Source organism: Azonexus caeni (assembly GCF_048146105.1).
GTDB classification, from domain to species: Bacteria; Pseudomonadota; Gammaproteobacteria; order Burkholderiales; family Rhodocyclaceae; genus Azonexus; species Azonexus aromaticus_B.
Genome location: NZ_JBKJAD010000014.1, coordinates 101,070 through 111,427, shown reverse-complemented (window position 1 = coordinate 111,427; position 10,358 = coordinate 101,070). Strand labels below are relative to the sequence as shown.

The window sequence follows — 10,358 nt, the reverse complement described above, 5'->3', positions numbered from 1 at the left end:
ACGGAAAATGAACAAAATGCCACGAGAATCCCCGTACCGGACCACAAAAATCAGCCCACTTCCCGGTCAAATCACCTTCACCTGCTTCATTCTCCAGGGCTCGGTGAATTGTTCAGCGTTTCCTTAACGTGAGGGAGCGCATTCATGTCACAAGACAGCTTTGAAGACTGGCGCCAGCGGCGCCACGCCGAACTGGCCGGCCCCGAGAGCTGGCTCGGACTGGTCGGCCTGTTCTGGCTGGAGGACGAAGTGTCCAGGGTTGGCAGCGCCGACGATTGTGTCGTCCGTCTGCCCGCCGGGCCATCGCATCTGGGCGATCTGCTGAGGCGCGATGGTGGCGTCGTCTGGCGTCCGAACGACGCGCCCGAGTGTTCATTGGCGACCGACCGCGACGGCAGGCCCGACGTCGTCGATCATCAACTGCTGTCGTTCTTCGTCGTCGAGCGCGACGGCAAGCTGGCGGTTCGGGTCCGTGACCGGGACTGGGTGCGGCAACGGCCTTTCGATGGTGTCGAGTATTTTCCCGAAGACCCGGCCTGGGTCGTCGAAGCCGACTGGCTGCCGTTGGCGGCGCCGCTGACCCTGGAAGTGCCGAATGTCAGTGGCGACCTGAAGCCGGTGACGGTAAGTTTCCAGGCGGTTTTCGAGATTGCTGGCCAGCGCCTGGCCTTGCTGCCGATGTCGGTCGGCGAGCACGAGGTCTTTTTTGTTTTCCGGGATCGCAGCAGTGGCCGAGATACCTACGGCGCTGGCCGTTTCCTGAAGATGAAAGCGGCAGTGGACGGCAAGATCCGTCTCGATTTCAACCGCGCCTTCAATCCGCCCTGCGCCTTCACGCCGTTTGCCACCTGTCCGCTGCCGCCGCCGGAAAACTGGCTGCCGCTGGCGGTGACGGCGGGCGAAAAACGCTGGCGAGGCGACCACTGAGGCTGGGCGTGAGGCGTTGTCATGCTGCATTGCAACATGATAATATAAGCGATTAGTAATAATCTTGTGGAGTCTGTCATGCTGCGTTTCGACATCGCCCCGGTCTGTTCGAATGCCTATCGCCTGCAGGCGACGATGAGCTTCGTCATCGCCGCGTTGTACCTGTTTACCCCCTATCAGTGGGTTTCCGTCCTGCTGGCGCTGGGTGGCTTGCTGCGTGGTTTCGTTTCGCCGCACAAATGTCTTTCCTACCTGGCTTTTGCCCGCGCGACCGGCAAGCTGGGGATAGCCCGGATGCAGAATGCCGGTTCCAAGATGTTCGCCGACAAGATCGCCGGCGTCGCCGGCACGGCGATGTTCGTCACCTGGCTGCTCGGTTCCGGCGTCGGTGTGGTACCGGCCTACGCCATCCTGATCTTCGCCTTCATCGACCTGGCGACCGGCTTCTGCGCCGCCTGCTGGGCCTACGGTGCCTGGTACAAATTCCGCCAAGCCTGACACATTGTCAGGGCAATGAAAAAGCGTGGGCCAGCACGCTTTTTTCATTTTGTGGGGGTTGATTTCCCATAGTAAAATCGCCACCCGAAAACCGATCATACGGTTTCAGAAGAAAACTATACATACAAGGCGCCACCCGACCGGGCGTGCCGTTGCGGATGAGGGTTGTACGATGTTCTGGAGCAACAATCGCCGAGTCGGCGAGCTTGAACGCTCGCTGGCCGAGGGAGCGCGCCGCGAAGCGGCGTTGTCCGAGGAAATCGCCGCGCTCAGGCGCGACCTGGCGGCACAGGCGTTAGCGCAGCGCGAGAAGGAGGTCGAATGCGACACCCTGCGCGAGATCGTCCGCAATCTGGCCCTGTTCGGTGATTCGCTGGGCAGTTCGCAAGCCAGCCTCGGTGACATGGCCAACCTGCTGAAGGAGGAGAAGCAGCAGGCCGTCCAGGCGGCTGAAGTTTCCCGGGCGAGCGGCCAGACGACCACCGAGATCGCTGCCAACCTGCACCGCCTGGCCGAGGATTCCGCCCAGGCTGCCCGCGAGGTCGATGTGCTGGCCCACCAAGCGAGCGAGATCGGCGCCATCGTCCAGTTGATCCACGAGATCGCCGACCAGACCAACCTGCTGGCGCTCAACGCGGCAATCGAAGCGGCCCGCGCCGGCGAGGCCGGGCGCGGTTTCGCGGTGGTGGCCGACGAGGTGCGCAAGTTGGCCGAGCGCACCGCCAAGGCGACCAAGGATATCGATGGCCTGGTGACCAGCATCCGCCAGGACTCCAACGCCGCCAAGACGGCGATGGAAACCCTGGCCCATACCGCCGACGACTACAGCGAGCGTGGCAACCGGGCGACCGACGACATGAACCGGCTGATCGGCCTGTCGCAGAAGATGGAGCAGGTGATCGCCGGCAGCGCGCTTAAAAGCTTCGTCGAAGTGGCCAAGGTCGATCACCTGGTGTTCAAGTTCCGCATCTACCTCGGCCTGTTCGGTATCGAACAGGTCGATCCGGCGAACGTCGCCTCGCATACCACCTGCCGGCTCGGCAAATGGTATTACGAAGGCGAGGGCCACGACTGTTTCAGCCGCCTGGGCGGCTACCGCGAGATCGAAGCGCCGCACATCGACGTCCATCGCTACGGCATCGAGGCGCTGAAGGCGCGGCTGGCCGGCGATTACCCGGGCATGCTGCGCCATGTCCAGGCAATGGAGCGCTCAAGCATGCAGGTTCTCGACAGCCTGCAGCGCATGGCCGACGCTGCCGCCGACAGTCCGGACCTGCTCTGCCTTTCTCGCTGATTCCGGACACGGCAACGACAACCCGGCCGCGGCCGGGTTTTTTCATGGCCGGAAAAATTCCTCCAGTTCGGCGAAGACCGCGTGCTCGGCGTGGTGCCGCCGGACACTGGCAACGTCTTCGAGTTTTTCCAGTTGCCGGATCATCTGCGGCAGCCGCTGGTCTTCATTGACCAGCAGCCAGATCCGGCTCTGCCGGCCGTCGCCGACCGGCAGGCAGAGGATGCCTTCGACGTTGTAGGCGCGGCGCGAGAAGAGGCCGACGACGTGCGACATCACCCCAGGGTGGTTGGCGACGTCGATCTGCAGCACGGCGCGCGCCACGGCGCGGGATTCGTTGCGGGTCAGGGCGTTCATGCTTGGGCTCCGATCATGTCACGGTTGGCGGCGCCGGGCGGCACCATGGGATAGACCATCTGTTGCGCGTCGATACGGGCGTGGATCAGGCACGGGCCGGGGCGGGCGAAGGCCTCGGCGAGTGCCGCCAGCGGGTTGGCGGCGGCGTCGAGATCGACGGCGGCGATGCCGAAGGCGCGGGCGGCGGCGGTGAAGTCGGGCTGCACCTGGAAGGTCGAGGCGACCGGCCCTTGGCCGTAGAACATCGTCTGCTGCTGGTGCACCAGGCCGAGCGCGGCGTTGTCGAGGAGCACGATCTTGAGGTTGGCCTGCACCTCGGCGGCGGTCACCAGTTCCTGGATGTTCATCAGGATCGAGCCGTCGCCGGTGAAGCAGACCACGGTCCGCTCGGGCGCGGCGAGCGCGGCGCCGATCGCCGTCGGCACGCCGAAGCCCATCGTTCCCAGCCCGCCGGAAGTCAGCCACTGCCGGGGCCGGCGCAGCGGGTAGGCCTGCGCCACCCACATCTGGTGCTGGCCGACGTCGGTGACGACGATCGCCGCGTCGTCCAGACAGGCGGCGACGCAACGGATCAGCCCGAAGTGCGAGCGCGGGTCGGCCAGCCCGGGCAGCGGTTGCGGGTGCGCGGTTTTCAGCGCGTCGACGCGCTCGTTCCAGGCGCTCCGGGGATTCTCCGGGAGCAGCGGCAGCAGGCGGGCGAGCGCCTCGCCGAGGTCGGCGACGATGCCGACATGGGCGGCCTTGATCTTGTCCAGTTCGGCGGCGTCGATGTCGATATGGACGATCTTCGCCTGCGGGCAGAAGGCGGCGACCTTGCCGGTGGCGCGGTCGTCGAAGCGGGCGCCGACGGCGATCAGCAGGTCGCATTCCTCAAGCGCCAGATTGGCGCAGGGGGCGCCGTGCATGCCCAGCATGCCGAGCGACAGCCGGTGATCGACCGGCATCGCGCCGAGCGCCATCAGCGTCATCACGGTTGGCAGGTTCGCTTTTTCGGCGAGGTCGAGCGCCAGCCGCGAGGCGCCGGCGTGGATGACGCCGCCGCCGAGGTAGAGGATGGGGCGCCGTGCCGCGCCGATCAGCGCAGCCGCTTCGGTCAGCGCCATGCCGTCGGCCGGCGCCACCGGGCGGCGGCAGCCGGGTTCCGGCCAGTCGGCGATTTCGATGGCGCGGGTCTGCACGTCCTTGGGAATGTCGATCAGCACCGGCCCGGGCCGTCCGGAAGCAGCGATGGCGAAGGCGCGGGGAATCACCTCGAGCAGTTCCTCGGTCGAGGAAACCAGGAAGTTGTGCTTGGTGATCGGCAGCGACAGTCCGTAAACATCGACTTCCTGGAAGGCATCGGTGCCGATCATCGCCCGCGGCACCTGGCCGGTGATCGCCACCAGCGGGATCGAATCGAGCTTGGCGTCGGCGATCGCCGTCAGCAGGTTGGTCGCGCTCGGCCCGGAAGAGGCGAGGCAGACGGCGACTTCGCCGGAAACCCGGGCCATGCCCTGGGCGATGAAGCCGGCGCCCTGTTCGTGGCGGGGCAGGACGTGGCGGATCGTGGTCGACTCGCCGAGGGCATCGTAGATCGGCAGGATGGCGCCGCCCGGGTAGCCGGTCAGCAGGCGCACGCCCTGGCGTTCGAGGAGACGCACGGTGAGTTGCGCGCCGGTGAGGGTTTCGGTCATTGAGGACTCCTTGCGGTTTCTGGCGATTCCGGGAGGCTCAACGAAAAACCCCGCCGGTGGCGCCGGCGGGGTTTGGGGGAAACTGTCTGCTGCTTACCCGATCCGCGACGGCGCGTGCGCGACGACACCTACGACGATGACGCGTACGACGACCGGCGATACTGCGCGGGCAGCAAACGGGAAGCGGGTCGGGGGGGTGGTCATCGACGTTGCGGGATGCGGAAAGTGGCTGAGCGGCGACTATCGCCGATTTTCCGGCGAAAAACAACAGCGGAATGAATGGGGTTATTGCCTGCCTGCGCAACTTCACCCTTGACCTTGGGAGAGGAAAGTGACAGATTCGATTCAAATAATAAATATTGGAGAAAGCAATGCGGCAACGTCTGCACTACATCCCGATTTCCGAGGCAGTCGAAGGCATGGTGCTGGGGGCTCCGCTGGCCATTGCCGACCATGGCGTGACCAATTTCACGCTGCCGGCCGGCAACCCGCTGACCGAAGGCAACCTGCACCAGATTGCCATGCGCCACGGTGAATTCGTCTGCATCCGCGAAGACGATCCGCGCAGCGATGCCGAGCGCGACGCCGATCTGGTGAGGGAAAAGGCCCGTCTGGACCGCATCTTCGCCCAGGCCGACCGTTCGCAGCCGGCGCTGGCCGCGCTCTATGCGGCGGTGCTGGCCTACCGGAGCCTGTGATGCCGCTGCACCTGAGTGAAAGCGATGTCGTCCGCCGGTCGGCGCTGTTGCCGGCCTTCCCGACCGTGGTCAACGACCTGCTGCAGACGCTGGACGACGACAACGCGACGATCGGTGCGCTGATCCAGCTGGTCGGGCGCGATCCGGTGATCACCGCGCGCGTGCTGTCGATCGCCAATGCGGCGGCGATGGGCGGGCGCAACCAGCGCGACCTGCGCGACATGCAGGTCGCCGTCTCGCTGATCGGCCTCGCCAAGGTCAGGGAAATCGTGCTCGCCGTGGCGCTCGCCGAGTTTTCCCGGGAAAGCCGCATGGGCAGCCACTTCTGGGAACACAGCGTGGCGGTTGGCGTGGCCGCCCAGGAACTGGCCAGGATCGGTCACCTGTCGCAGGATTTCTCGCTGGTCTGCGGCTTGCTGCACGACATCGGCCAGCTCTGGATGGCGCGTTGCCATCCGCTGGAGTTCCAGCTGGTGCGCATGAGCCTGGAGCAGGACGAGGGACTCGACGTCATCGACGCCGAGCGCCGGGTGTTCGGCATCGATCATTGTGCTATCGGCCGCTTGCTGGCGATGGCCTGGCGGCTGCCGGCGTCGGTGGTGGCAGCGATCGAGCACCACCATGACGTCCAGCCGCCGGCCGACAAGCTGGTCGCGGTGACCCACGTCGCCGAAGTCGTGGTCAATGCCCTCGACCTGGCCGCGCACCAGAAATCGCGGGTTACCCACCTCGCCGCGAGCGCCTGCGAGTTGATCGGCCTGAACTGGAGCGATGACCTCGGTTACCTGTTCGGCCGCATCGAGGCACGCAGCCACTATCTGACCCGCATCTTCTTCTGATCACGCGGGCGGCGTTCCGCCATCGAGCAGCACCGGCCAGATCCGCCAGTGACCGCAGGCCGAGCGGGCGCGCCGCTCGCTGCCGTGCCAGCCGCCGCCGTCGCACAGACCGATGTCGGTTTCGGCGGCGATGGCGACGCTGCCCGGGGTCGTGCCGACGGCGCGCGGGCCGCTCCAGCACTGGCAACTGGCGCAGCGCTTGCGGGCGACGGGCTGCAGCAGCAAGGCGGCGCTCATCGGGCTGATGCTGGCGCGGGCGGCCCGGCGACGAGTTTTTGCGGCATGGCGTTCTCCGGCAGGTTCGTGGGCGCGGCGGCGCGTCGTTCCGCCTGCCGCCATGGGATAATCGCGCACTTTTCCCGGGGGCTGCAATGGCGCTCAAATCCACTGTCTTCAAGGCCGAGCTGCAGGTGGCCGATCTCGACCGCGGCCATTTCGCCGATTACGCGCTGACCGTCGCCCGTCATCCTTCGGAAAACGACGAGCGGATGATGGTCCGCATCCTCGCTTTTGCGCTCCATGCCGGACCGGACCTGGCGTTCGGCAAGGGGCTGTCGAGCGATGACGAATGCGCGCTGCAGGAGGTCGATCCTTCCGGCGTGCTGCAGACCTGGATCGAGGTCGGCCAGCCCGATGAGACACGCATCCGCAAGGGCTGTCACCGCGCCCGGCGGGCGGTGGTGCTGACCTACGGCGCCCGTTCGGTCGATGTCTGGTGGCAGCAGATTGCACCGCAACTCGCGCGTTTCGACAATCTGACGGTACTGCGCCTGTCGGCCGAGGAGACGCAGGCGCTGGGGGCGCTGGCCGAGCGTTCGATGCGCCTTTCCTGCACCGTCCAGGAAGGCACGGTGTGGTTGTCGGCCGGCGAGCACTCGCTGCAACTGCACCCCGACACACTGTTGAGTCCGAATGCTGGTTAGAATGCCACGGTGATTTTTCCTTCACCATGAAATGAGGTTACCCAGCATGTCCAGTCAAGACGAAAACGAAACCCAGGGCGTGGTCTTCGGCGTCCTCGCCGGGGTCATCTTCGGCGTCATCGCGCTGGTCGCCGGTCTCGGCGTCTGGAAGGCGAGCCAGTCGGCGCCGGCAGCGATGGTGGCGGCGGAAAGCGATATCGCGCCGGTCGGCGAGGCGCTGGCCAAGGTCTATTTCGCGGTCGGTTCGGCGGCGCTCGGCGACGGCGACCTGATGGTCGTCGCGCGGACGGTCGATGCCCTGGCCGCGAAGAGTGACGGCATCGTCCTGCTTTCCGGTTTCCATGACGCTTCCGGCGATCCGCAACAGAACGCCGAACTGGCTCGGCAGCGGGCGCAGGCGGTGCGCGATGCGCTGCTCGCTGGCGGCGTGGCCGCAGAAAAGGTCAGGATGCGGCGCCCGGAATCGACGCTGGGCAGCGGCAGCGCCGAGGAAGGTCGGCGGGTCGAGATTCGCGTCCAGTAGTTCGGGGAGGCCGGCTTAGCGGTGCAGGACGCGCCACAACAGATCGACGCCGGCGACGACCAGATCGCCGATGTCGAGGTTGTTGAAGCGTTCGCGCTGTTCGCGTTCGAAACGGGATTTTTCCCGTTCGCGCATGACGATGGCGTCGCCGAGCATTTCGACGTCGCGCCGGCTGCGCTGGACCTCGGCCTGGTCGAGCCGGTCCAGGGTCTTTTCGACGGCGGCCGGGTCGAGGATGGCGATCGGCGCCCGGCAGTGGCGGCAGGCGTGGTCCTGGCGGATGTCGATCGGCGCGCCGCAACCGGTGCAACGGACGATGCTGACCTTGCTCGCCAGTTCGTCGATTTCGGCCGGCGACAACTGGCGGACGAAGCCCTTTTCAATCATCAACTGGGCGAAGGTCGTGAACCGTCCATGCTTCTGCAGGCAGCGGTGGTAGTTGAAGTGGCCGCCGTGCTTGGAAACGTCGAGACCTTGCAGCAGGCGCTCGTTGCAGCGCGGGCATCGTAGCACGTCGCGCAGCGGCAGGCGCGGCGCTTCCCGGTATTCATGGATCAGGCGGAACAACTCGATGACGCCGCCCGGCGTGATCTGCACGCTTTCGAATTCGTCGAACCAGACGCCGTGGCAGTGGAAGCAGAGGTCGAGAACGACCTCGCCGTGCAGGTTGCGTTCGAAGCGCCGCTTTTCCATCGGCTGACCGCAGGAGGGACAGGGCGTCGGTTTCATCCGCAGGCGGCGGTCGGCCGGATGCTGCCGAGGTTAAGGGTGACGCCTTTCTTCATCTTGCCGACGACATGCATCTCGCAGGCCTTGCAGTCGAACTTGAGGATCAGCTTTTCGTTGCCGTTGATCAGCGTCATCGGGTCCGGCTTCAAGTGTTTCACCTCCTTCGGGCAGAGGTTGAAACTATAGCGCAGGCAGTGGCGGGTGATCATCAGCGAGACCATGCCTTTTTCATGGCCGGCCTCGTAGGCTTCCTCAATCAACCGCACGCCGTGTTTCTCGTAGAAAGCGCGGGCCTTGGTGTTGAAGACGTTGCCGAGGTAGCTCAGTTCGTCCTGCGGGTAGGGCGCCGGATCGGTCGCCGGCGCCGCGCGCGGCGGCCGTGGATGGCTGGCGAGGCGGGCGGCTTCGAGTTGTTCGGCGGCCTCGCGGCGCAGCGCATTGATCGCGCCGACCGGCAGGAACCAGGGCTGGGTCAGTTGCAGGTCGACGGCTTCGGCGACGAACATCGTGTTGCCGAACTTGCCGAGATTTTCCTTCAGCTTGCCCAGCGCAGCCTCCGGATTCTGTGCCAGTTCGCGGCCGATCCGCTCGTCGCGGGGCAGGCTGACGGCGACGCTGACCTGGTCCTCGTCGATCAAACTGAGCACGAAAGCATCGGCCTGCTCGGCGAAAAGCGCCTTGACACTCACGCGGCGCTCGGCCGAGTCCTTTTCCAGCGCCCGTTCGAACTCCTGGTCGCGGTTGCGGAACAGCGTGGTGCCTTCGCTCAGCTCGGTCGGCATCTCGGCCGGGTAAAGCCTGCCGCCCTCGACCCGGTTGATGCGCATCCCCTGGACGTCGCCTTGTGCGTCGTGGAAGCAGACACCGTCGCCGTTGTGGAAGATTTCGGCGGTATTGACGGTGAGCCAGCCGTCGCCGATTTCGGCGACCTCGCCGATCGGCTCGCCGACGAAGGCCGGCGAATCGAAGGCGCCGATGTCGTCCTGGCGGCCGCCGGCAAAGTAGTCGGTGTAGCCGCGGTTGAAGGTCTTTTCCGGTTGCGGCGTGAAGGTGAAGGTCGAACGGCCGCTGGAAGCGCGCACGTAGCGCGGGTCGGCGGCGATGATCTCATCGAGCAGCGTGCGGTAGTGGGCGGTGATGTTCTTGACGTAGGACAGGTCCTTCAGCCGGCCCTCGATCTTGAACGAGGAGACGCCGGCATCGATCAGCGCACGCAGGTTGTCCGACTGGTTGTTGTCCTTCATCGACAGCAGGTGCTGGTTCTCGGTGATCGTTTTGCCCTTGTCGTCGACCAGGGTGTAGGGCAGCCGGCAGGCCTGCGAACACTCGCCGCGGTTGGCGCTGCGCCCGGTGTGGGCGTGGCTGATGTAGCACTGTCCGGAATAAGCGACACAGAGCGCGCCATGCACGAAGTACTCAAGCGACAGCGTCGTCGCGGCGGCGACCTGGCCGATTTCGGCGATGCTCATCTCGCGCGCCAGCACGATCTGCGAGAAGCCCGCGTCCTCCAGGAACTTTGCCTTGGCCGGGTTGCGGATGTCGGTCTGGGTGCTCGCATGGAGTTGAATCGGCGGCAGATCGAGTTCGAGCAGGCCCATGTCCTGGATGATCAGGGCATCGGCGCCGGCGTCGTACAACTGCCAGGCGAGCTGGCGGCTGGCTTCGAGTTCGCTGTCGTGCAGGATGGTGTTCAGCGCGACGAAGACCTTGGCCCGGAAACGGTGGGCGAAATCGCACAGGCGTCGGATTTCGCCGACATCGTTGCCGGCGCCGTAACGGGCGCCGAAAGCCGGGCCGCCGATGTAAACGGCGTCGGCGCCGTGCTTGATGGCTTCGATGCCGAAGTCGGCGTTCTTGGCCGGGGCCAGGAGTTCGAGGGGGTGCTGGATACGCGTCATGG

General features: G+C 65.7%; 12 protein-coding genes. 7 read left to right on the top strand and 5 right to left on the bottom strand.

What is annotated here, in order from left to right; translation table 11 throughout:
• The first annotated feature begins 144 nt into the window (after nucleotides 1–144).
• The 3 genes from ACLIIZ_RS13920 (at nucleotide 145) to ACLIIZ_RS13910 (ending at nucleotide 2,719) form a co-directional block, all read left to right on the top strand.
• Nucleotides 145–927, top strand: coding sequence for a DUF1684 domain-containing protein (locus ACLIIZ_RS13920; protein ID WP_416693077.1), 783 nt, complete (start codon nucleotides 145–147; stop codon nucleotides 925–927).
• Between the two features lie 78 nt (nucleotides 928–1,005).
• Nucleotides 1,006–1,425: a DUF4395 family protein gene (locus ACLIIZ_RS13915; protein WP_416693076.1), complete on the top strand. Its 420-nt coding sequence runs from the start codon at nucleotides 1,006–1,008 to the stop codon at nucleotides 1,423–1,425.
• A 172-nt stretch (nucleotides 1,426–1,597) separates the two neighbouring features.
• Complete coding sequence (locus ACLIIZ_RS13910; RefSeq protein ID WP_416693075.1) at nucleotides 1,598–2,719, top strand: methyl-accepting chemotaxis protein; 1,122 nt, start codon at nucleotides 1,598–1,600, stop codon at nucleotides 2,717–2,719.
• A 42-nt stretch (nucleotides 2,720–2,761) separates the two neighbouring features.
• Here the strand turns inward: ACLIIZ_RS13910 and ilvN are convergent, their stop codons facing one another.
• Both ilvN and ilvB read right to left on the bottom strand, forming a co-directional pair.
• The gene (gene ilvN / locus ACLIIZ_RS13905) at nucleotides 2,762–3,073 is read right to left on the bottom strand and encodes an acetolactate synthase small subunit (RefSeq protein ID WP_416693073.1); all 312 of its coding nucleotides are present in this window, start codon (nucleotides 3,071–3,073) and stop codon (nucleotides 2,762–2,764) included.
• Entirely contained in the window at nucleotides 3,070–4,746 is a 1,677-nt protein-coding gene (ilvB, locus tag ACLIIZ_RS13900) for an acetolactate synthase large subunit (RefSeq protein ID WP_416693071.1), read from the bottom strand. Before ilvB ends, ilvN begins: the two co-directional genes overlap by 4 nt.
• A 371-nt stretch (nucleotides 4,747–5,117) precedes the next feature.
• Here ilvB and ACLIIZ_RS13895 point away from each other — a divergent pair, with 371 nt between their 5' ends.
• Together ACLIIZ_RS13895 and ACLIIZ_RS13890 are read left to right on the top strand one after the other, a co-directional pair.
• Nucleotides 5,118–5,444 carry a hypothetical protein gene (locus tag ACLIIZ_RS13895; RefSeq protein ID WP_416693069.1) on the top strand — a complete coding sequence of 109 codons (327 nt, stop codon included), beginning with the start codon at nucleotides 5,118–5,120 and terminating at the stop codon, nucleotides 5,442–5,444.
• A complete protein-coding gene (locus tag ACLIIZ_RS13890) occupies nucleotides 5,444–6,283 on the top strand; it encodes an HDOD domain-containing protein (RefSeq protein ID WP_416693067.1) in 840 nt (279 codons plus the stop codon). The genes ACLIIZ_RS13895 and ACLIIZ_RS13890 overlap by 1 nt, the downstream gene beginning before the upstream one ends.
• Here ACLIIZ_RS13890 and ACLIIZ_RS13885 read toward each other — a convergent pair whose 3' ends face one another.
• Nucleotides 6,284–6,637 (bottom strand): hypothetical protein, encoded by a 354-nt coding sequence (locus ACLIIZ_RS13885; protein ID WP_416693065.1) that lies wholly within the window; start codon nucleotides 6,635–6,637, stop codon nucleotides 6,284–6,286.
• A 17-nt stretch (nucleotides 6,638–6,654) separates the two neighbouring features.
• Here ACLIIZ_RS13885 and ACLIIZ_RS13880 point away from each other — a divergent pair, with 17 nt between their 5' ends.
• Together ACLIIZ_RS13880 and ACLIIZ_RS13875 are read left to right on the top strand one after the other, a co-directional pair.
• Nucleotides 6,655–7,206 (top strand): YaeQ family protein, encoded by a 552-nt coding sequence (locus tag ACLIIZ_RS13880; RefSeq protein ID WP_416693063.1) that lies wholly within the window; start codon nucleotides 6,655–6,657, stop codon nucleotides 7,204–7,206.
• A 46-nt stretch (nucleotides 7,207–7,252) separates the two neighbouring features.
• Nucleotides 7,253–7,729: an OmpA family protein gene (locus tag ACLIIZ_RS13875; protein WP_416693061.1), complete on the top strand. Its 477-nt coding sequence runs from the start codon at nucleotides 7,253–7,255 to the stop codon at nucleotides 7,727–7,729.
• Nucleotides 7,730–7,744: 15 nt separating this feature from the next.
• On the opposite strand, the gene ACLIIZ_RS13870 is transcribed toward ACLIIZ_RS13875, so the two are convergent.
• Together ACLIIZ_RS13870 and ACLIIZ_RS13865 are read right to left on the bottom strand one after the other, a co-directional pair.
• Entirely contained in the window at nucleotides 7,745–8,458 is a 714-nt protein-coding gene (locus tag ACLIIZ_RS13870) for a zf-TFIIB domain-containing protein (RefSeq protein ID WP_416693059.1), read from the bottom strand.
• Nucleotides 8,455–10,356: a peptidase U32 family protein gene (locus tag ACLIIZ_RS13865; RefSeq protein ID WP_416693057.1), complete on the bottom strand. Its 1,902-nt coding sequence runs from the start codon at nucleotides 10,354–10,356 to the stop codon at nucleotides 8,455–8,457. Before ACLIIZ_RS13865 ends, ACLIIZ_RS13870 begins: the two co-directional genes overlap by 4 nt.
• Nucleotides 10,357–10,358: the final 2 nt, after the last annotated feature.

Bases quoted from the DNA above. Each gene is read 5' to 3' on its own strand.
- ACLIIZ_RS13920 (WP_416693077.1), top strand. From the start codon at position 145: ATGTCACAAGACAGCTTTGAAGACTGGCGCCAGCGGCGCCACGCCGAA.
- ACLIIZ_RS13915 (WP_416693076.1), top strand. From the start codon at position 1,006: ATGCTGCGTTTCGACATCGCCCCGGTCTGTTCGAATGCCTATCGCCTG.
- ACLIIZ_RS13910 (WP_416693075.1), top strand. From the start codon at position 1,598: ATGTTCTGGAGCAACAATCGCCGAGTCGGCGAGCTTGAACGCTCGCTG.
- ilvN (WP_416693073.1), bottom strand. From the start codon at position 3,073: ATGAACGCCCTGACCCGCAACGAATCCCGCGCCGTGGCGCGCGCCGTG.
- ilvB (WP_416693071.1), bottom strand. From the start codon at position 4,746: ATGACCGAAACCCTCACCGGCGCGCAACTCACCGTGCGTCTCCTCGAA.
- ACLIIZ_RS13895 (WP_416693069.1), top strand. From the start codon at position 5,118: ATGCGGCAACGTCTGCACTACATCCCGATTTCCGAGGCAGTCGAAGGC.
- ACLIIZ_RS13890 (WP_416693067.1), top strand. From the start codon at position 5,444: ATGCCGCTGCACCTGAGTGAAAGCGATGTCGTCCGCCGGTCGGCGCTG.
- ACLIIZ_RS13880 (WP_416693063.1), top strand. From the start codon at position 6,655: ATGGCGCTCAAATCCACTGTCTTCAAGGCCGAGCTGCAGGTGGCCGAT.
- ACLIIZ_RS13875 (WP_416693061.1), top strand. From the start codon at position 7,253: ATGTCCAGTCAAGACGAAAACGAAACCCAGGGCGTGGTCTTCGGCGTC.
- ACLIIZ_RS13870 (WP_416693059.1), bottom strand. From the start codon at position 8,458: ATGAAACCGACGCCCTGTCCCTCCTGCGGTCAGCCGATGGAAAAGCGG.
- ACLIIZ_RS13865 (WP_416693057.1), bottom strand. From the start codon at position 10,356: ATGACGCGTATCCAGCACCCCCTCGAACTCCTGGCCCCGGCCAAGAAC.